General features: G+C 33.2%; 19 protein-coding genes and 1 tRNA gene. 9 read left to right on the top strand and 11 right to left on the bottom strand.

The annotated features are described in order from the left end of the window. The first annotated feature begins 287 nt into the window (after nucleotides 1-287). Entirely contained in the window at nucleotides 288-2,540 is a 2,253-nt protein-coding gene (locus tag GKR88_18190; protein QMU66018.1) for an inorganic phosphate transporter, read from the top strand. Nucleotides 2,541-2,718: 178 nt separating this feature from the next. Here the strand turns inward: GKR88_18190 and GKR88_18185 are convergent, their stop codons facing one another. The 9 genes from GKR88_18185 to GKR88_18145 all read right to left on the bottom strand — a co-directional run bounded on the left by GKR88_18185 (nucleotide 2,719) and on the right by GKR88_18145 (nucleotide 12,822). Continuing rightward, complete coding sequence (locus tag GKR88_18185; GenBank protein QMU66017.1) at nucleotides 2,719-3,192, bottom strand: recombinase RecX; 474 nt, start codon at nucleotides 3,190-3,192, stop codon at nucleotides 2,719-2,721. Nucleotides 3,193-3,423: 231 nt separating this feature from the next. Beyond that, the gene (locus tag GKR88_18180; protein QMU66016.1) at nucleotides 3,424-3,753 is read right to left on the bottom strand and encodes a hypothetical protein; all 330 of its coding nucleotides are present in this window, start codon (nucleotides 3,751-3,753) and stop codon (nucleotides 3,424-3,426) included. A 149-nt stretch (nucleotides 3,754-3,902) separates the two neighbouring features. After that, the gene (locus tag GKR88_18175) at nucleotides 3,903-4,355 is read right to left on the bottom strand and encodes a hypothetical protein (protein QMU66015.1); all 453 of its coding nucleotides are present in this window, start codon (nucleotides 4,353-4,355) and stop codon (nucleotides 3,903-3,905) included. Between the two features lie 86 nt (nucleotides 4,356-4,441). After that, the gene (locus GKR88_18170; protein ID QMU66014.1) at nucleotides 4,442-5,344 is read right to left on the bottom strand and encodes a DUF488 family protein; all 903 of its coding nucleotides are present in this window, start codon (nucleotides 5,342-5,344) and stop codon (nucleotides 4,442-4,444) included. Continuing rightward, nucleotides 5,344-5,553: a helix-turn-helix domain-containing protein gene (locus GKR88_18165; GenBank protein QMU66013.1), complete on the bottom strand. Its 210-nt coding sequence runs from the start codon at nucleotides 5,551-5,553 to the stop codon at nucleotides 5,344-5,346. Before GKR88_18165 ends, GKR88_18170 begins: the two co-directional genes overlap by 1 nt. Nucleotides 5,554-6,110: 557 nt before the next feature. Continuing rightward, nucleotides 6,111-9,578: an AcrB/AcrD/AcrF family protein gene (locus tag GKR88_18160; GenBank protein QMU66012.1), complete on the bottom strand. Its 3,468-nt coding sequence runs from the start codon at nucleotides 9,576-9,578 to the stop codon at nucleotides 6,111-6,113. A 105-nt stretch (nucleotides 9,579-9,683) separates the two neighbouring features. After that, the gene (locus tag GKR88_18155) at nucleotides 9,684-10,883 is read right to left on the bottom strand and encodes an efflux RND transporter periplasmic adaptor subunit (GenBank protein QMU66011.1); all 1,200 of its coding nucleotides are present in this window, start codon (nucleotides 10,881-10,883) and stop codon (nucleotides 9,684-9,686) included. 15 nt (nucleotides 10,884-10,898) lie between these two features. After that, complete coding sequence (locus GKR88_18150; GenBank protein QMU66010.1) at nucleotides 10,899-12,233, bottom strand: TolC family protein; 1,335 nt, start codon at nucleotides 12,231-12,233, stop codon at nucleotides 10,899-10,901. 7 nt (nucleotides 12,234-12,240) lie between these two features. Next, nucleotides 12,241-12,822, bottom strand: coding sequence for a TetR family transcriptional regulator (locus GKR88_18145; GenBank protein ID QMU66773.1), 582 nt, complete (start codon nucleotides 12,820-12,822; stop codon nucleotides 12,241-12,243). A 118-nt stretch (nucleotides 12,823-12,940) separates the two neighbouring features. Here GKR88_18145 and GKR88_18140 point away from each other — a divergent pair, with 118 nt between their 5' ends. From GKR88_18140 to GKR88_18125, 4 genes are all read left to right on the top strand, one after another. Next, on the top strand, nucleotides 12,941-13,912 hold the full coding sequence (locus tag GKR88_18140) for a polyprenyl synthetase family protein (GenBank protein ID QMU66009.1): 972 nt from the start codon (nucleotides 12,941-12,943) through the stop codon (nucleotides 13,910-13,912). Between the two features lie 59 nt (nucleotides 13,913-13,971). Next, nucleotides 13,972-14,045, top strand: a tRNA-Ile gene (locus GKR88_18135). A gap of 251 nt (nucleotides 14,046-14,296) precedes the next feature. After that, complete coding sequence (locus GKR88_18130; GenBank protein QMU66008.1) at nucleotides 14,297-14,650, top strand: transposase; 354 nt, start codon at nucleotides 14,297-14,299, stop codon at nucleotides 14,648-14,650. A 19-nt stretch (nucleotides 14,651-14,669) separates the two neighbouring features. Continuing rightward, complete coding sequence (locus tag GKR88_18125; protein QMU66007.1) at nucleotides 14,670-15,623, top strand: DDE transposase; 954 nt, start codon at nucleotides 14,670-14,672, stop codon at nucleotides 15,621-15,623. Between the two features lie 79 nt (nucleotides 15,624-15,702). Here GKR88_18125 and GKR88_18120 read toward each other — a convergent pair whose 3' ends face one another. Then, nucleotides 15,703-16,032, bottom strand: coding sequence for a hypothetical protein (locus GKR88_18120; protein ID QMU66006.1), 330 nt, complete (start codon nucleotides 16,030-16,032; stop codon nucleotides 15,703-15,705). Nucleotides 16,033-16,354: 322 nt separating this feature from the next. Between GKR88_18120 and GKR88_18115 the strand changes: the two genes are divergently transcribed. Next, nucleotides 16,355-17,350, top strand: coding sequence for a transposase (locus GKR88_18115; protein ID QMU66005.1), 996 nt, complete (start codon nucleotides 16,355-16,357; stop codon nucleotides 17,348-17,350). A gap of 38 nt (nucleotides 17,351-17,388) precedes the next feature. On the opposite strand, the gene GKR88_18110 is transcribed toward GKR88_18115, so the two are convergent. Next, nucleotides 17,389-18,369 carry a hypothetical protein gene (locus GKR88_18110; protein QMU66004.1) on the bottom strand — a complete coding sequence of 327 codons (981 nt, stop codon included), beginning with the start codon at nucleotides 18,367-18,369 and terminating at the stop codon, nucleotides 17,389-17,391. Nucleotides 18,370-18,404: 35 nt separating this feature from the next. Between GKR88_18110 and GKR88_18105 the strand changes: the two genes are divergently transcribed. The 3 genes from GKR88_18105 (at nucleotide 18,405) to GKR88_18095 (ending at nucleotide 20,141) form a co-directional block, all read left to right on the top strand. Beyond that, nucleotides 18,405-18,899 carry a hypothetical protein gene (locus GKR88_18105; protein ID QMU66003.1) on the top strand — a complete coding sequence of 165 codons (495 nt, stop codon included), beginning with the start codon at nucleotides 18,405-18,407 and terminating at the stop codon, nucleotides 18,897-18,899. A 164-nt stretch (nucleotides 18,900-19,063) separates the two neighbouring features. Continuing rightward, the gene (locus tag GKR88_18100; GenBank protein QMU66002.1) at nucleotides 19,064-19,501 is read left to right on the top strand and encodes a hypothetical protein; all 438 of its coding nucleotides are present in this window, start codon (nucleotides 19,064-19,066) and stop codon (nucleotides 19,499-19,501) included. A gap of 4 nt (nucleotides 19,502-19,505) precedes the next feature. After that, nucleotides 19,506-20,141, top strand: coding sequence for a hypothetical protein (locus tag GKR88_18095; GenBank protein ID QMU66001.1), 636 nt, complete (start codon nucleotides 19,506-19,508; stop codon nucleotides 20,139-20,141). Nucleotides 20,142-20,146: the final 5 nt, after the last annotated feature.

Here is a 20,146-nt window from a genome sequence, read left to right as displayed (position 1 = left end):
ATTGAAACAATAGTGTAAAAAGAAGATTATTTGGAAATTATAATAATATTATTGAAAGATTAAGTAATTGTTAATAAGAACTCAGATCTTAACATTTATTTAAAATTTTAAAAACATTTATTTCAAGTATAGTTGTGAAATGTGCAGTACCGATCATTGAAACAACTTAAATGAAGTAATATACTCTATTGCAAGAACAAGTATAAAGTTCACGCTTAAAAATAACATAAACCTAACATGTGTACCGGTAAGGGCGTATACATTTGTAAAAACTTAAAAGCCAAATTATGGACGATCCATATATTTTAATGCTTGTTGCTTTAGCTGCTCTGGCTATTGTTGATTTGGTGGTAGGAGTTAGTAATGATGCCATCAATTTTTTGAACTCAGCAATTGGTTCCAAAGCCATTTCTATCAGAAATATCATGATTATTGCCAGTATAGGGGTATTCTTTGGAGCAATTACTTCCAGTGGTATGATGGAAGTAGCACGCAAAGGAATCTTTAATCCGGGAATGTTCATGTTTCAGGATATCATGTTCATTTTTATGGCGGTAATGATGACTGATATTTTGCTTTTAGATGTATTTAACACTCTCGGCATGCCGACATCAACAACTGTATCTATTGTATTTGAATTATTAGGAGCTGCCGTAGCCATTTCATTCATAAAAATATCAGGAAATAATGCTGAATCTTTTAGTGCTATCCGGGAATATATTAACTATGAAACCGCATCAAAAATTATTATCGGGATATTGCTATCGGTGGTGGTTGCGTTCTCTGTCGGAGCTATTGTACAGTTTATTTCCCGCCTCATCTACTCGTTTAATTTTGAGAAAAGAGCAACATATATCAACGCATTATTTGGAGGGTTTGCCATTACGGCAATTACTTATTTTATCATTATCAAAGGCTTAAAAGGAACTCCTTTTTATGCAAATATAAAATATATGATAGAAGATAATACGCTACTAATTATTATGGGAAGTTTTGCTTTTTGGACGCTCATTTCTCAATTTTCGATCAAAGTTTTTAAATTAAACATACTCAAATTAATCATTGGTATCGGAACATTTTCTCTGGCTATGGCATTCTCCGGGAATGATCTGGTCAACTTTATCGGAGTACCTATTGCTGCATGGAATTCTTATCAGGCTTTTGCTGATTCCGGGGTGATGGCCGAATCTTTTTCAATGGGAATTCTGGAAAAAAAAGTGTCTTCTAATGTTTGGCTGTTATTAGCTGCGGGAGGGATTATGGTGATTACCTTATGGACTTCCAAAAAAGCCAAAAATGTAATTGATACCGGAATTAACTTATCTCGTCAGGGAGAAGGGTATGAAAAATTCAGACCTAATCCTTTGTCAAGAATTATCGTGAGAGCTTCTATGGGAATTAATGTAGGTCTTGGTTATATGTTATCAAAAAAAACAGTAGCATTCATAGATTCCAAATTCCAAAAACCTATGATAAAACTGCCTAAGGATAAAACCTATGAATTACCGGCTTTTGATATGGTCAGAGCATCGGTTAACTTAATTGTTGCGGGTATTTTGATATCTATTGCTACTTCAATGAGACTTCCGCTATCTACCACTTATGTAACTTTTATGGTTGCTATGGGAACCTCTCTTGCCGACAGAGCCTGGGGAAGAGAGAGTGCGGTCTACAGAGTGGCCGGAGTTATCAATGTGATCGGCGGATGGTTCCTGACTGCTATCACCGCTTTTATAGCAGCTGCTTTTGTAGCATTTCTGATTCATTGGGATACGGCTACTATTCCCATATTGCTGATATTGGTGGCCATATTGATTATTAGAAATACCTTACGCCACAGAAAAAAATCAAAAGAGGTAAAAAAACAGCAATATATAGAAAGGGCTGAATTGATTACCATTAGTGGTGTTATTGAAGAAAGTTCAGATCATATTGCCGAAGTAGCTCAACGTGTCAATATCCTATACACCAACGTAGTCAATGATCTGGCAAAACACGATTTGAATAAGTTGCGAAAAACAGGCAAACATGTGGGGAAACTAAACGATGAAATAGACGACCTGAAAAACGGTGTTTTTTACTTTATCAAATCTTTAGACGATACTTCCGTACAAGCCAGTAAGTTTTATATCCTAGTATTAGGATATTTGCAGGACGTAGCACAGTCTATCAGTTATATTTCCAAAGCAAGTTATAAACATGTAAATAACAATCACAAAAATTTAAAGAAAGCTCAGTTAAAGGATTTAAAAGAAATTGATAATCAGCTAACCGGTTTACTGAAAAAAGTAAGTAATGCTTTTGAAAACAGGTCTTTTGATAATTTGAATGAAGTTCTTAAAGAAAAGCAGGAACTATTAAAAGATGTTTCTTACTCTATTGAAAATCAGGTATCCAGAATCAGAACAGATGAAACGAGCCCTAAAAATACAACGTTATATTTTAGCATATTATTAGAAACTCAGGATTTAATTTCTACTCTGATGAGCCTGTTACAGGTCTACGAAGAGTTTCACATTACATCGAGAAAAGTGATATAGTTTCAAGTTTGAAAGTTTTAAGTTTTAAAAATTTGTCACTCTTTTTAAAAGAAACTTATTTAAACTTTTTGGCAGCATCATAAATTTTATTTATAGCACTATAAATAAAATTTATACTACATATTTGTCGATTATATTTCAACTCTGATTTTAAAAATACTTGAAGCTTTCAAAATTTTCAACTTGAGTATAGTAAAGCTATTGCTTCAATTATCAGCTCATATTCATATCCTTTTCTTAACATATAATCCAATATCTTTTTTTTCTTTTTTATGAGGTTTTGTTCCGAAAGCATCGCTGCTTTCTTTTCTATCAGTTTATGTATTGTTATTGTATATTCTTGTTCGTCAATTTCTTTTAAGGCAATTTTGATATTGTATTCGGAGAGATTTCTATACTTTAATTCTTTTACAATTCTGAGTTTTCCGTATTTTTTAATTCTAAATTTTCCTCTTGCAAAACTTTTGGCAAAACGTTCTTCATTTAAAAAGTCATGTTGTATTAAGTGTAAAAGAACTTCTTCTCTTGCGATGGCTATTAATTTAAATTCCTTTAATTTTTTTTCAACCTCCTGATGACATCTGTCCTGGTAGACACAATATTGCTCTAACTTTTTTTTAACTTCATCAACAGCAAAAAAAAATTTCTCCATATTTTATAAAAAATAACCTGTCTTTCCTGTTTTTAAAAAGTTAAGTTTCTAACTCGAAACTTTTTAACTTCTATACTTTCCAACGGTTTAAATATGGAGTGTTTGGCATTTTGAAACTCCAACCTATCAAACCGCTAAATATTTTATTAAATGTTACCATATTTAAAATTAGCACTATCCGTCAAATGACCAATTTTTGTTGTATGCCGTTTTATTTCTTTTTAATATTCATTACCTAAAAAGATTTAATTGACTTTCTGTCTTAGGATAGAATACACCAATAATTACAAAAGGATTCCGAGAACGTCTCATATGCCATTGTCTTGTGGTTCCTAAGAAGAAATGAATGTCTTTTTTGTTAATGAATTCTTCTTCATAACGTTGACACACTTTTTTCAATGCTTCTTCCTCATTTCCTCCTGTGGTTTTTAGACAATTCCAATATAGCTGACCTATTTCCCAATCTTCAATCATCAATCGTCTTGATTTTCCTGTTTCGTCCTTGAATCGATAATAAAATTTATAAGGTAACCCGTTGTGCATTTTGATAAAATTCGTCAATTCGAGTAAATTTTTCGATTGAAAATGAGAAAAATTTGTATCGAGAATAGAATTTTTGCTCTAAATATGTTCTCGATACGATTTTTCGTAGCTCAAAATCACTCGAACTGACGTTTAAATTTACTTTTTAGTTCAAAATGGACAACGGGTTAAGGTAATTTAGGGATTAGTATTTCGGGTTCTTTATCTTGAGAAAAGAGGTCGCCTTGCTTTCTCAATTCTTGCCATTCATTTTTCCATTCACGTTCATCTTCTTCAATTTCCAGCCGCTCTATGGAAAAAGGTCTAAATGTAGCTAGTGATTTATTCGTTGGAGCTTTAGATTCCTCAATTAGCTTGTCGAAATTTGTGTAAACATTTTTTAAACAAAATTCTTTTCGAAAAGCCCAATTATTTTTCGTATCAATTCTATCAAGTAATTCTAAATCTCGAAAGTCATAATTTTTAGGTGAGAAACTTTCTGGTCGAAAATCATCCGTACGTCTATTGAGGTCTAATTCCATCCATGAATACTTAAAGGATTCTATTTTGCCTGATTTTCGCTGACCTAATAAAAAGCTTAGTGGTACTGGATATATTCTTATCCAATTCCCATCTTCCAAAACTCCTGCCGTACATACAAGTTCGTCATAGCTTCTCGAAGGTAAAGGATATGTTGTTACAGTTAGTAAAACCTTTTGCGTGCCATTTACAAGTGTTTATAAGGTATATCCCAATCAGGAAGCGCAATTAAAGCTTTAAGTACTCTTCCTCTGTGGCACATACAAACTTCTTTTTCAAAACAAGTAATGGCTACACGTTTATAGTCATTTACAAGTTGAAATAAATCTTTTAATGATTGGTGATTTTTCTTAAGGGTAGTATTCTCATACTCTTCAAACAATCTATTGTAATCAGACATAGTATTTAGTTCCTGTCTTCTATCGGAATCAATACCTAATTCTGGAATATGTACATACTTAATACCAATACTTTCACAAGCATTTCTTAATTGAGATTTAGAAAACTCGTATTTCATACTCAAAGAGTTCTTACGAACATCACACAATAATTTTATATCATTAATAATTAGTTTATTAAGATATGTTTCTAGGCTAATACCCTCATATCCTATTGTAAAAAACTCTTGTCTCTCAATATTTCTTTGCTGCTTACGTATTTTGGAAAACTCCTCTTTTGAAAGAATGCCATTTGCAATTTGACTTTTGGTTGCATAAAAGGGGTAGTTCAAATAGGTATACTTGATTAAATCTTTTTGTACTAAACCATCTATTTTTCTTTTTACAGATTTTATTGCTGATTGGTCTTCTTTTTTTAATTCATATAAGAAATTTGAATCTTCATTAGTTAATATCCAATTGGACGATTTTTGAGTTGTAGCTGATTTTATCAAGTCGTACTTCCCAAGAGTAAGTAAATCTTGATTTGCCTGAAAAGAAAAACACCCATACTTATACGGAACAAAATCAAAATATTTTTGGGTTTGTTTCCTTGTTACTAAAAAAAGAATTTTTTGAAAATTAGTATGGTTCAGTTTTCCTCCAAACTCCTCTAGTACTCCTAATATTAATTTACGTCTATAATACATTATTAATTGTCCTTGTTATTAACCAACAGATCACAAACATTAACTTTTAAGATTTCAGCAATCTTGTATAACTCTTTTAAATGAGGTTGAGACTTATTAATACACCAATTTGAAACCGTATGTTCGTTTTTTTCAAGATGAGCCGCTAAATCTTTTTGACTAACACCTTGTCTTACCAAAATCTCTTTAATTCTGTTAAGCTTATTATTCATCGCTTCAAATGTACAAAATGTAATGTATTAACACACTTTTGAACGAATGATTTTCATAAATGAAAAACAAATGTATATTTATTTTGCATTAATGCAGTTTTATTTTACATTTGACGTGTTCTTTTATCCATCAAAAAATTTAGAACATGAGCAAAAGATATACAAAAGCTGATTTATAAGAGGTTGTTTATAAACGAACTCATTTAAACTTTTTGGATGTAAGCGAAAATTAGAAGTTTTTAGATATGCTGAAAGCTTTTTTGAGTTGCATAGGCAGCGTTACGAAAGGAAAAAAAGATAAAAACAGAGCGGAAAACACCCATTTTTTAGCAAATTGAAAAAGTTTAAATGAGTTCAACAATTGGAAAATTTAAACGCAATGCACGATTTATTGAGAATTATGAAATTCCAAAATGATTTGATTCAAAACATCAATCAAACATTAAGGGAAGAAATCGGTCAATTCAAAGAAAAGCAAGTTATATATCCAACGAGAGGGAAGTCAAAATCATAAATGTACATTTGGTTTCCCGATAATGGCATACAAATTTCAACTATTAAACACTTTTCAGTCGTAACCTTATTTTTAATTTGGTGATTAAAAAGAATAAGATGGGTACAACTATGAGAGTTAAAAATGTAGCTATAAACAACCCATATATTACTGTCCAGGCCAACGGCCCCCAAAAAATAACATTGTCTCCTCCGACATAGATATTGGGATTAAACTCGCTAAATAATGTATAAAAATTAATATTTAATCCTGTTGCCAACGGAATTAATCCGAGAATAGTAGTAATTGCTGTCAATAATACAGGCCTTAGACGTGCTTTACCTCCTCTGATAATAGCATTTTTGATATCGTTGATATCTATATTATTTTCATTTTTGTTGTTTTCTATTTTTTCTCTGTCGATTAAAAGCTGGGTATAATCCAGAAGCACAACTCCGTTGTTTACTACAATTCCTGCCAGCGATATAATCCCCATCATAGTCATCATGATCACGAAAGATGATCCGGTAGTTACAATACCGCCAAATACGCCTATCAAACTTAAAAAAATAGCGAGCATGATGATGGCGGGTTTGGAAATGGAATTAAATTGAAATATCAAAATAAAAAAGATCAGTGCCAACCCGGTAAAGAACGCTCCCATTAAAAAAGCTTGTTGTTTATTTTGCTCTTCTATCTGGCCTGTATAATCAATTTTTACAGTAGCAGGTATCTCCGTAAAACTACTCATTTCATCCTGAATCTGGGAAATAATCGCTCCGGCATCATTAAATCCGGGAGATAATGCGGAATATACGGTAACGACACGTTTTACGTCTCTGTGTTTGATAGCGCTGTATCCGGAAGTATTAGATTGTTTTGCAATAGCAGAAACAGGAATCTCTTTTGTCTTCCCTGATGCCTGGTCTTTAAAGGTAATTCTCTGGTTAAAGATGGCATTTGTATTGTACCGGTCTTCCTTTTTAAAGCGTACATAAATATCATAATCTTCACCATTTTCCTTATAAATACCTGCTTTTGCCCCAAACACGGCATTTCTTAATTGTTGCCCGACCTGGCCGTTACTCACACCTAATTCCCCTGCTTTTTTCCGGTCAACTTGTACCAGCATTGCCGGTTTCTTTTTATTTACATCAATCTTTAATTCGTCAATTCCTTCGATATTTTTCGAATTGATAAAGTCTCGCATTTTTTCTGCGGTTTCTATCAATTCTTTATAGTTCTGCCCTTCCAATTCTATATTGACAGGATATCCCGCCGGCGGCCCTACGGCATCTTTTTCAACAGATATGGCAACTCCGGGATATATGTCGTTTACTGCTTCCTGAATTTTCTTTTGCAATACCCTGGATTTTGCTCCTTTTCTGTACTTAAATTCCCTCATAGTAGCAGTAATCTTGCCTCTATGCGGCATTTCGGCATTTGATCCCCCATCTGTTTGTGGGTTTCCGGATCCCGACCCTACCTGAGAAATGGCACTTTCTACTAAAAAATTCTCTCCGTTTTCATCTATATATTCTTCCGAATCAATAACATCTTGTACTCTTTTTTCAATCTCTTTGGTAATCTCATTGGTCTTTTCAATGTCCGTACCCTGCGGATATTCTATATACACAATGATCTGGTTGGGTTCATTATCCGGAAAGAACTCTACTTTTGTTCTTTTACTTCTCATCGACTCACCAAAGCCTGCAAAAGCCATGATTAATAGCATAAAAGTAGCTGCGATAATAAACCCCGGTCGCCAACCTTTTAATGCCGATGTAAGCATATTTTCATAAAAACGTTCCCAGCGCGGTAATACTTTAGTCTGAAACCCATTGGCCAAAGGTCTTAATGCCAGGCGATATACCCACAACATGATGGCCGTGAATACCATGATAGAACCGATAGCTTTAAATGGGGTTCCCGAAAGAAGAATTAACATACCTATGACTGCTACCGTGGAGGAAATAATGATAATGCGCTTTAAAGGCATATTTTTATCTTCTGTTTTCATAAATTGAGAGACCAAAACAGAATTAAAGAAGATGGCTACAAATAAAGAGGAACCTAACACCGCCGAAAGCGTGATAGGAAAATACTTCATAAACTGCCCCATAAACCCCGGCCACAAACCTAAAGGAACAAATGCGGCTACCGTTGTTAATGTAGAGATAATGATTGGAAATGCGATTTCTCCAATTCCTTTTTTAGCAGCCTGAACCCTTGACATTCCTTCCTCAGACATTAAGCGATACACATTTTCTACCACTACAATTCCATTATCCACCAACATTCCAAGGCCCATAATGAGTCCAAATAAAATCATGGTATTCATAGTATATCCGGCCATGTTTAGAATCATTAAAGACATGAACATGGACATAGGAATTGCAAACCCGACAAATAGTGCATTTTTAAAGCCTAAGAAAAACATCAATACGATAACTACAAGAATAACTCCAAAGATGATATTATTCACCAGGTCATCAACCTGACCAATGGTTTTTGAAGATTGATCATTGGCAATGGTAATCGTCAGATTTTTTGGAAAGACATTTTTTTGTGCATCGGTTACTATTTTTCTGATTTTTTCTGTTGCCGCTACCATGTTTTTCCCGGAACGCTTTTTTACATCCAGCATTACCACATCTGCTTTTTTCTCTCTTGCATAGGTGATTTTTTCTTTGTCTTTAAAGGTAACGGTAGCTACATCCCTCAGATAAATAGGATTATTTTTTTCTGATTTTACCACGAAGTTTTCCAAAGCTTCAGGTCGGCTGATTTCTCCAATCACCCGAATCGTTCTTCTCTGTCCGCTGGTTATCAAATTACCTGCAGATGTGGTCATATTTCCATTGTTGATACTTGTAATGATATCATTGAAACTGACTTTGGCTGCCATCATTTTATAAATATCCACCGCAACTTCTACTTCCTTTTCCTGAGCTCCTCGAATGTCTACTTTCTTTATTTCGGCTAAACTTTCTATTTCATCTTGTAAATACTCTCCATACTCTTTTAGTTTGTCTACAGGGTAATCGCCTTGTATATTGATATTTAAAATCGGAAACTCCTCGGAAATACTCAGCTCAAAAATAGTGGGGTCTACTTTGGCATTATTGAATGTGGGCCAATCTTCACCGGATGTTTCGGAATCCACCTCATCTTTTACTTTTTGCTTGGCTTCCTCTACAGTAACCGTATCATCAAATTCTACCATAATAATGGAGTAATCTTCCTGAGATGTGGAAGTAATTTCGACGACACCACTCACCGTTTTTAGCTTATCTTCTAACGGATCTGTAATTAATTTTTCTATATCCTCGGCGGTATTTCCGGGAAATACGGAACTAATATAGATTTTAGTTTCTTTAATTTCCGGAAAGTTCTCTCTTGGCATACTTAAAAATGCTGAAATGCCTAAGAAGAAAATGACTATCATTAAGACGTAAATAGTGGTTTTATTGCTAATTGCCCAGGAGGACAATTTAAACTCTTTGTTTACTTTTTTCTGTTGGTTCGCCATAACGTATGATACTTTTTAACTTTTATTTTTCTCGAAAAAAGAATCTTCTCTCTCACGATGCTAAAAGAGCTGAAAAACTTTTTAACTTTAAAACTTTAAAATGCATTACTTTCTCTCTTCTTTTATAGTAACCAATTGTCCTTCTTTTACACTTCTCGCTCCTTCGTTAACAATTTGATCTTCTATATTTATTTCAGATAGCACTTCTATAAGATCCCCCTGTGTCTTTCCGGTTTCAATAACCACTTGTTTTGTAATTCCTCGTAATCTCTCTTTTCCTTCCGGGTTTTTGACCTTCTCTATTTCTTTGATCACATATACGTATTGTTGTCCTTGACTATTTTCAGAAACAATACTTTGCGGAATTAGGATTGCCTTCTCATTGGTATAATCATTTATTTTTAGTTTGGCAGTTAAGTTAGGTTTAATGCTGTTATTTTTATTGGGAACAGAAACGGCTATTTTAAATGTTCTGTTTTCCGGGTTAATAAAACTTCCTACCTGGCGTATTTTAGTATTCATAGAGGTTCCTAAGACAGGAAACTCAATTTTTACGTTCTTTCCTTTTGTTATGTTGGTAATATAAGCTTCGGGAACATCGGTCTCTATATACATATTGTTCAGGTTTACAATTCTAAAAATCTCAGCATTTGGACCGGGACTCACAACGGTTCCCGGATCTTTGATAATGTCGTCTATAACACCTGAAAAAGGGGCTCTGATATTGAATTTTGCCAGTTGTTTTTTGGCTTGTATGACCTGATTTTTTGTCGATTCATAATTTGTTTTTGACTGTAAAAACTCAATTTCGGAACCTATTTTATTGTCCCACAATCTCTTTTGACGCTCAAAAGTAGTTTTAGCCAGCTCTGCCACTACTTCCAATTGTGCTAATTGCTGAGTAGCTCCCGCATCATCTATTCTTCCTAATACTTGTCCTTTGGAAACCTGTTGCCCTTCTTTTACGTATACTTTTTCCAAAAGGCCGCTCACTTCGGGATATACCAATACATTTTGCTTGGTCATAACATTGCCTTGTAACTCCAAGTAATGCTTGAACACCTGTTGTCCTGCTGTAATAGTAGTGATTAAAGGAATGTTTTTACTAGGATCTAACTTAGCAATCGTATCATTTAATTGTTGTATTTGCTCAGCTAATTCTTTTTGTTGTTTGTCCAGTGCTGCTTTTTTCTCCCGGATTTTTTTAACATCCCTGGTGGCTAAAACAGCTTCTATTGATGTTTCTTTCTTTCCACAGGAAAAGAAAAATAAAATGGTCATTAATACAATATATAGTGTTCTCATCTTTGATTGATTGTTTTAGTTGTTTAATGCATTTTCCAATGCTGCTTTTTTAGCGATTAAATCCAGCATAGACTGTATGTAACGTTGTTGTTGTGTATATAATTGATTTTGTGCCTGAGTTAAATCGAAACTGGAAGAAATGCCTTCAAAAAATTTGATGCGCTGTTTCATTTCAATTCTTTCTGCCAGTGCTACATTTTTTTTGGCGTTTTTGTAATCCTCAATACTCAGCTGATAATCGCTTTTTGTTCGTTGTACCTGTAAATTCAGTTCTTGCTTTGTTTCTTCTAACTGTATGTCTGCTGTTTCCAGCGCAATTCTTGCCTGAGCTGTTTTTGAATTTCTCTGTAAACTACTAAAAATAGGAACTTCCAGACTAACGCCTAATAGAGAGTAATTAAACCATCTTTGATCGCTGTTAAAGAATGTAAATGAATTAGAGTTTGCGGTACTTCCGTAATTAATAAAAGCTTTTAAAACAGGTAAGCTTTTGCTTTGCTCATAACGCATTAACAATCGTTTGGATTCTCTGTTATTTTTGGCAATTTTAAAATCAATATGATTCTCCATATCAAATGATTGAGAAATCAAATTAAGGTCGATGTTTTGTTCGGTTAAAGAGTCTAAAGTATCTGTGAGGTTTAATTTTGTCGTAATTGGATTTCCCAGCGTGATATTTAACATCTGATAAGCAATGGCTTTTATTCTCAAGACACTATTTAATTGGTTATTGATATTTCCTAATGTAATTTCCAATTGCTCTACATCTTCTTCTTCGTTGAGGCCATTCTCATAGATTTTCTGAGCTTCTGTTAAATTCTTTTCCAGGAGTTTTTTATTCTTCTCCAGGATTTCAATGCTTTTTTCTGTGATCAGTACATTCCCATATGCATTGATAACGGCTTCTCTGACTCCTCGATCGGTTTTTTCTTTGGCTTGTTCGGATATTTTTAAAAACGTTCTTGCCGATTGCAATCCTACCAAATAGGAACCATCAAAAATGAGTTGTCTTAATGTAATGACTGCATTCAAATTTTGTTTTGTTCCAAAAGTTACTTCTGCAAACTCCCCCGCATTTCCTCCGAAAATTTCTGCGGGGAGTAATGAAACCTGCTGTTGTAGCCAGTTCTGATAATCCGCTTTCGCATCTATTTGTGGCAAGCCAATAGTTGTGGTCTCCCAAACTCTCTTTTTTGCAGATGCAATATCATTTGCTGCAATTTTGGTATTATAACTATTCCTGATAGCATATGCTATCGCCTCTTGCAGGGATATATTTTTTGCTACTTCCTGAGCAGGAATTGATATGCTGACAAAAAAGAATGCACTTAAAATTTTAATTTTTTTCATATCCGGGTTATAAATGTTTTTCTAGTTCTTCAATTCCTTTTTCAGTAGCTATAGCTCTTGTATGATATTCTAATGCCGCTTTTTCCAAATCAGGTATTTTGTAGTTTTCAATTACAGATTCATGAATACTGAAAACCAAGGAAAAATAGAACTGAATATAAAGTTCAATATCAATAGCCGTTCTGTAATACCCTTCTTCAATTCCCCTTTCCAAATTAGATTTCAAGCAATCGGAAAAAGCAACCATTTCTTTTTTCATTACTTTTTCATAAATGGCGGGATAGTATTTTTTAAGCTGATAGATAGGAGAAGAGGAAGCGTTTTGGAACATTTCTTTAAACATTTTTTTGATTTCAAAATTTTCTTTAATCGGGTTATGACCCTGATCAATAATCATATTAATCATTGTCAAACACGATTCATGTAATGCTACGGTCGAATCCTCTACAAGCTTTAGCTTATTTTCAAAATACTTGTAGATCGTTTTTTTTGAAACTCCTAATTCCGCAGCAATATCGTCCATCGTAACGCTCTTAAACCCTAAGTTTAAGAACATTTCTCCTGCTTTATGTAGTATTTCTTCTCTCATTTCCGGTTGCAAAAATACAAAAGGAAACTTTAGAAACAAAAAAAGTTTCTTTAGTTTTAATTATTTTTTAGTAAATAGACGTTTTCATTGCATTATTTTTACAAAAATTTTATTCGCCTTGGATATTTTAACTTATCAAACCGAGTTTTTACATTATTTAAAGACAAAAAAATGGATTAAAGAACCTGAGAGTCTGTATACTCCGATAGATTATATTTTACAGTTGGGAGGTAAAAGAATACGGCCGGTATTGACATTGATGGTAGCGGATATTTTTTCGAATGACTTTAAAAAAGCATTGCCTGCGGCCTTGGCCGTAGAGGTATTTCACAATTTTACTTTGGTTCATGATGATATCATGGACAATGCTCCTTTAAGAAGAGGTAAAAAAACGGTTCATGAGAAATGGAATGTGAATACAGGGATACTCTCCGGAGATGCCATGCTGATCCTGGCGTATCAATATTTTGAAAATTACGAACCCGCAATTTTTCAAAAATTGGCGAAGTTATTTAGCAAAACAGCTTTGGAGGTTTGTAACGGACAGCAACTAGATATGGATTTTGAGCTGAGAGATGATATCACGATTGAAGAATACGTTACGATGATTCGTTTAAAAACGTCGGTATTAGTTGCTGCTGCTCTACAAATGGGTGCCATTGTTGCGGAAGCTAATGCCAAAGACAGTCAGCTGATATATGATTTTGGTTCATATCTGGGTATTGCTTTTCAATTGCAGGATGATTATCTAGATACGTTCGGCAATCCGGAAACATTTGGGAAACAGGTGGGAGGAGATATCATAGAGAACAAAAAAACATTCCTGTATTTAAAGGCTATGGCATTAGCAGATGTCGGGGATAAGAAAAAATTATTACAGTATTACCGTCAGAAATCGGAAGACGATTCTTTAAAAATTTTAGAGGTTACCCGAATTTTTGAAAAATACAACATTCCGTCTGTCATCCGGGAACGGATTCGTATATATACTCAAAAATCTTTTGATACGCTTTCTGCTTTAAGTATTGATGACAGGGATAAAAGCAAGCTAAGAGAATTTGGTCATTATCTAATGAATCGGATTAGATAAAAGTATTAGAAAAACAAGTTATTTTCTTAAAAAGTTTTTACATTTGCTCCAATTATTGAGGACCCATAGCTCAGCTGGTTAGAGCACCTGACTCATAATCAGGGGGTCGAAGGTTCGAGCCCTTCTGGGTCCACTTTGATTACCAAAGAGTTATAGTCGAAATTATTGTGACTCTTTTTTGTTTACAGAAAATCAGGAAACTATTAGGAAACATTTTGAGGGATCAGTCACAAAAGTTGTGTGTGAGTTCAGATGAAGATTAATTGTTAATTGAAGATTGAATGAAGTGTGTCTTTGCGAGTGAAACGAAGCAATTAGGGATCAGGGTCAAAAGTTTTGTGTGGATTGAATTAAAGTTTTGATCTTTGTAAAAAAAAACAGAGATTGGAATTATCCTTAGACCTTTTAAAATTCATCTTACCTGAGATGCTCGTAGAACATTTTGATTTGGTAAGACACACTCATCGAAATGAGGAACTTCATTTGTATTTTGAAGAGCGTAATGTTGTTCCTAAAGAAGTCATAAATCCTAATGTAATTGCTCATGGTTTCCACAAAGAGATTACTATTGAAGACTTTCCTTTGCGTGGAAACACTGTGTATCTTCACGTAAGGCGACGTAGATGGTTAGATAAAGAGACTAGGCAAATCATTCAAAGAGATTGGAATCTAGTAGCTCAGGGAACTCGCATGACAGGTGAGTTTGCTGCTTTTTTAAAAGAGATTAGTCGATACTGAGAAGAGTGATTGCAAAACCATTGCAAGAATCTATGGCGTGAATGGGAAGAAGTTCCAAAGGCAGTATCGAGATTATTTGAGTGAGTTTAAACAGTGGAAGGAAAAGTCTCATGCCAAAGAGTGGTTGATCTTCCCTGAGAATATAGGAACTCGATTATCTATCGACGAAGTAGCCTTATCAAAAGGAGAACTCTACACCATCGTTACCAATAAAAAAGCTAAAGGAAAGAAAGGAAGTATTGTGGCGATCATAGCTACTACCAAAGCAGAACCTATTATCAAACACCTATTTAAAATCTCATCTGCGAAAAGAAACAAGGTCAGAGAAATTACCCTAGATATGGCGAACTCCATGAAGCTGATTGCCAAACGGTGTTTCCCCAAAGCCATACAAGTAACCGATAGATTCCATGTACAGAAACTAGCTCTAGAAGCACTTCAAGAAATTAGGATCAAACATCGATGGGAAGCCATAGATACAGAAAATGAACGGATCAAACTTGCCAAAACCAATAACAAAGAATATTACCCTGAAATATTAGAAAATGGAGATACCATAAAGCAACTCTTGGCTAGAAGCAGATACTTACTCTACAAAGCACCAAGTAATTGGACAGAAGATCAAAGAGTAAGAGCTAACATCCTCTTTAAAAGATATCCTGATATCAAAACAGCTTTTAAGCTCGTACAAGGACTTAGAAATATCTTCAACACAGCAAACTCAATACAAGTCGCTTATACAAAACTAGCGCATTGGTATAAAGATGTAGAACAAACAGCATACAAGGCTTTTAATACCATAGCAAACTCTATCAGGCTTAACTATAGATCAATATTGAATTACTTCATTAATAGAAGTACTAATGCAGCGGCAGAATCTTTCAATGCCAAAATCAAAGCCTTTAGATTACAATTTAGAGGGGTCAAAAACACAGAATTCTTCCTCTATAGATTAACTACAATTTTTGCATAAACACAACAATTAGTCTTGATCCATTTTGAGGTCTTTTTTGGCTTTTTATGACTTTATTTAAAGGAGTTACTTTTAAATTCTAAAACTCTTCCCATTCAATTGGTCTGCCTTTACTTTTCAAAATTTCAAGAACATGCGAAACAGCTCGTTTTTGAGTATCAGTCAAAGTTTTTAAATCATTGTGTAATTTCTTATAGAGCTTCTCTCCAGAAAATTCGGTATTCATTTTAATGTTGTAAGCTATTTGACTGATTGGTAAATCTCTCCAGTATTTTAGAGTATCTACATTGAAATTTTCAATCATTCTAGTTGGTAAGATAAATTTTTTGGAGTTTTCTACTTTGATAGCATAAGCTCCAGCGGCAAATGACTTATAAGAAGTTTCCCGAACTCCAATATAGGGAAACAAAAATTCCTTACGTACTTTTTCTTTTAGAGATAATCCTTTAGATTAGCAAATAGAAATAATTACTTAAAATAAAAACATAATAGTTATGATGAAATTTCTTTTTTTGCTTCTTTTTTTCTTTGTTAATAACTCTTATTTTGTTGATAACCAAAAACACAAAAGAACGGAGTGAACTTTAGCGGCCAGCTAGCTTTTTAGAGCCATCCCCCGTATTAGTCTCCGTTCTTTTTAAAAGTTACTTAGAACCATATAGAATTTCAGTTTCTGCCCTTATTAAAGGTCTTAGTTTAAGTAACTATTATTAATATCTAATTACAAAATTATGAAAACAAATGAAATTATCGGAATCGATGTCAGTAAATTATTAATTGATGTTTGTATCTATTCTAAACAAATTGTTCAACAGTTTGAGAACAGTAAATCTGGATTTAAATTAATGCTAAAGTGGAGTTTTAAAAATTCGTCTTTCTCTAAAGAAGAAACCATGTTTGTATTTGAACATACAGGAATGTACTCTCATTTATTATCTGTGTCTTTAACTGAACAAAAATTATCTTTTTTCATAGCTTCTGGTTTAGAAATTAAAAGATCTATTGGTATTGCTCGTGGAAAGGATGACCAAATTGATGCCAAACGCATTGCTCTATATGGGTATCGATTAAAAGAAGAACTTAAACCCAGTAAGCTACCTAAAAGAAGTATATTACAACTAAAAAGTCTCTTATCTTTAAGGACAAAACTTAACAAACAAAGAGCTGGTTTTAAAGTTACTTTGAAAGAACAAAAAAGAATTTATAAAGCAAAAGAGTATAAAATAATCTTTGACGTTCAACAAAAAATGATTGCAGAACTAACCAAACAAATACACAAGATTAATACTCAAATGCAAGCTATTATTGACCAAAATATAATGTTAAAAGAAACCTATAAACTTGTTACTAGTGTTAAAGGTATAGGAATGCAAACTGCTATAATGATGATTGTGTTTACTGACAATTTTTCAAAATTTGAAAACTGGAGAAAGTTTGCCTCTTATTGTGGTGTTGCTCCTTTTCCTTACCAATCTGGAACTAGTATTAAAGGACGTACAAAAGTCTCTCATTTGGCTAATAAAAAATTGAAAGCAATTATTAATATGTGCGCTATTTCTGCTATACAACATAACCCAGAAATGAAATTATACTATCATAAAAGAATAAAACAAGGCAAAAGTAAAATGAGTACCGTTAACATTATTAGAAACAAATTAATAGCAAGAGTGTTTGCCGTTGTCAAACGACAAACACCCTATGTAGATACTTTTAAATTTGCTGCATAAATTAGTAAAAATAATATCTCAACTTTTACTTGTTTTTATCATAGAATACGGGGGGATGATGCCATATAAGACCAAGTACTCGCAATTTCTCGAAAATAAAAACTACTTTTTGTAGAAATCTCTTCTATAAGCTCCATGGGAGACTCTACAATTTTTTTGCTCTGAAAATTCTGATAAAATAATGAAATTCCTTTCTCATTAATCATCAAATTACTGGCACCATAACGAATGGCTGTAATTTCATCTCCTTCTTCAAGAAAAAAAAGATTGTAATTTCCTTGATATTGCCTATAAAATTCTGTTTTGAGCTTTAATCTTTCTTGACTTGTTTCTCCTTGTTTTCCTACAAAGACAGCTTTTCCTTGAACATTGACATTATTATTTCCGTCGATATTTGTTGAAGATGTATTAACTTCTTTTTTAGAGAGAAGTAGAAAACTGATTAAAAGGATTAGAGAAAAAGTAGAAATCGATGAGTATTGAGAAATCTGTTTCCATTTTTCCTTTTTTTGAATTTCTTCAATGGGATTCCGCTTAAAAGATTTATTTATCTTATTCCAGACAATATCTAGGTCTTCTTCAGTGTCAGACTCAACGCTAATACAGTAATTGACAAAGTCGTTCCAACCTTTTTTACCGATGTAAACACAAAAAAAATCTTTGCTTCTAGGTTCTATGCTTTTGCCTGATAATAAATTATTAAGTGCAGTTTCACGATTCAATAAACATTTTTTTAATAAAGTTCGACGTTCACTTTTTTTGGTAGTCATCGTTTTTAAAAAACTATGGAACTCTTTTGAAATGAATTTATCTAGGAAATTTTTTTTAATGGCAGTTTTCTCTTTTGTATCAGTTTCTTGTTGTATTTGTTGGTCGAGTTCTTTTTTGTAACAATCAAGGCGTCCATCGACCACTTGATATATCAAACCAGCTTGATTCTTTAAGGATTTTTCTAAATATCCGTCTACTTTTAATTGCTGTTCAACATGCTTACACAATAATTCTTGATATCGATCCATTTAAAATTCTTGATAAAATTTAGATAAAAAATAATATGGCAAAAGTCATGCCTAAATTATTAGAAACAGAAATTTTATATGTTCCAGATCGTCGCAAAGGAGAATTCGTTTTTGATGGCATTCCTTGTGCAACAAATGATACCTACGAAATTATAAAGCAAGAGGGAGTAGAGTTCATCTGCCAAAAAATACGAGAGATGGTAAAAACAAGGATAGAGATGTTTGGAAATGATAAGCGAGAATTTTATGGGTTTGCATCTAATCAATATTTTGTTCATTTACCCTCAAAATCAATAATTCAAATGATAGGAAAACAACAGCCTAGTTTATATTGGAAAGGAGATTTTAAATACCCAGAACGCTTAACAAAAAATCATTTCATTATTGATACAAATCCAAGCGATCGATTTTCAAAAAGTTTTTTAAAAACTGAAATCCCTAGAGGGTATTTTATTCATCGTTCAGGTAAAATTCCTCAAGGATTAGAGGATTTTTTAACGAAAGATAATACGAATACAAAAAAAGATTAAATTTTTTTTAGAGGAATTTTTATTTCTTTTAAAGCCTTATAAATACTGGATTTAGATAAGTCTTTTATTTTCTAGTGCATTTCTAAGTGTGCATTCTAACGTTCCTTTCTGTGCATATGACTCATTTTACTTTTCTGAAATTCCCAAAAAATTTTAGAGAAAATATGAATCCAATAAATTACAAAAACCTCCTTTCCAAAGCAATCAAACAAAAGTTTGGAGAAAAAATCTACCGCCTTAATTTCTCCTTTGAAAAACCAGAACAACTCATCCCACAAGAGCAAGTTGATTATCTTCTTTTGAAGTTTGCACCGAGTGATGTCGATTTTTTTGAACAAGTCATCTTTTTCCCATTTCAAGGCATCAAAGAATTTCAAAGATTCAAAGGAGTTTTTTTTCGCTCCACTTTGCCACTTATTATAAAACTGCTTTTACTCCAAAACATTTTAAAAGAAGCCCAAATCTCAGCAGGTATTGTTTTTGAGCCTTGGACAGATTTTTTTGTGTCGATTTATCACAGAGATTTTATAAATCGGCGCAACATGGAATGGCAAGCACTATTAAGCATAAAAAAACATTTCAATTCACTTTTAAAAATCTAATCCTATGAACACAAAAGACTCACAAGAAAACATCTCGGCAGTCATTGCTTTTTTACTCACATTCACTAGGGAGACATTAATAAGTCTATCCTTGGATTTTGACAAATTATTTGGGAAAAAAGATTTTTGGTTTTTTCAAAGGTTTCGAAAACGCAATCACTTCAAACTTTTATCAATTGCACACTCTTTGTATCTAAAGAATCAAGCCAAACTCAGTTTTCTGCATAACAAGTGGAAATATCTTTTGAAAGCAAAGATTGAAGCGGAAAATGCTTACTATAAACTCATAACCCTGATAGATAAGCATACCAAAAAGGCAGTTGCCAAGGAAGATCAAAATCACGATTTAAAAGTTCCAGTCTTTGATGATGATGAACCGCACGAGTATGAAAACCTAAAAGAGGGCTATATCTCACCAATTAATGTATCCCCCTCATTAAAAAATCTTGGAATTTCTTCAAAAGTAATTAGCGAACTTTCTAATGCGATCAACAAACTTTCCTATGAAGAATTTTCTCGCCTTATCCGTGAAGTTACTCAGTTCAGAGTATTTCCAGAAATTATTTCTGATAATTCAAACTATCAGCAAGGCCAAGGGGTAAAAGAAAAAAATATCTTATCGGCTATTACCACAACATGAGTTGT

It is taken from the genome of Flavobacteriaceae bacterium (assembly GCA_014075215.1).
GTDB lineage: Bacteria > Bacteroidota > Bacteroidia > Flavobacteriales > Flavobacteriaceae > Polaribacter.
This window is presented reverse-complemented; position numbering and strand designations above follow the sequence as displayed.

Bases quoted from the DNA above. Each gene is read 5' to 3' on its own strand.
- GKR88_18190 (QMU66018.1), top strand. From the start codon at position 288: ATGGACGATCCATATATTTTAATGCTTGTTGCTTTAGCTGCTCTGGCT.
- GKR88_18185 (QMU66017.1), bottom strand. From the start codon at position 3,192: ATGGAGAAATTTTTTTTTGCTGTTGATGAAGTTAAAAAAAAGTTAGAG.
- GKR88_18165 (QMU66013.1), bottom strand. From the start codon at position 5,553: ATGAATAATAAGCTTAACAGAATTAAAGAGATTTTGGTAAGACAAGGT.
- GKR88_18160 (QMU66012.1), bottom strand. From the start codon at position 9,578: ATGGCGAACCAACAGAAAAAAGTAAACAAAGAGTTTAAATTGTCCTCC.
- GKR88_18155 (QMU66011.1), bottom strand. From the start codon at position 10,883: ATGAGAACACTATATATTGTATTAATGACCATTTTATTTTTCTTTTCC.
- GKR88_18150 (QMU66010.1), bottom strand. From the start codon at position 12,233: ATGAAAAAAATTAAAATTTTAAGTGCATTCTTTTTTGTCAGCATATCA.
- GKR88_18145 (QMU66773.1), bottom strand. From the start codon at position 12,822: ATGAGAGAAGAAATACTACATAAAGCAGGAGAAATGTTCTTAAACTTA.
- GKR88_18115 (QMU66005.1), top strand. From the start codon at position 16,355: ATGAAAACAAATGAAATTATCGGAATCGATGTCAGTAAATTATTAATT.
- GKR88_18110 (QMU66004.1), bottom strand. From the start codon at position 18,369: ATGGATCGATATCAAGAATTATTGTGTAAGCATGTTGAACAGCAATTA.
- GKR88_18105 (QMU66003.1), top strand. From the start codon at position 18,405: ATGGCAAAAGTCATGCCTAAATTATTAGAAACAGAAATTTTATATGTT.
- GKR88_18100 (QMU66002.1), top strand. From the start codon at position 19,064: ATGAATCCAATAAATTACAAAAACCTCCTTTCCAAAGCAATCAAACAA.
- GKR88_18095 (QMU66001.1), top strand. From the start codon at position 19,506: ATGAACACAAAAGACTCACAAGAAAACATCTCGGCAGTCATTGCTTTT.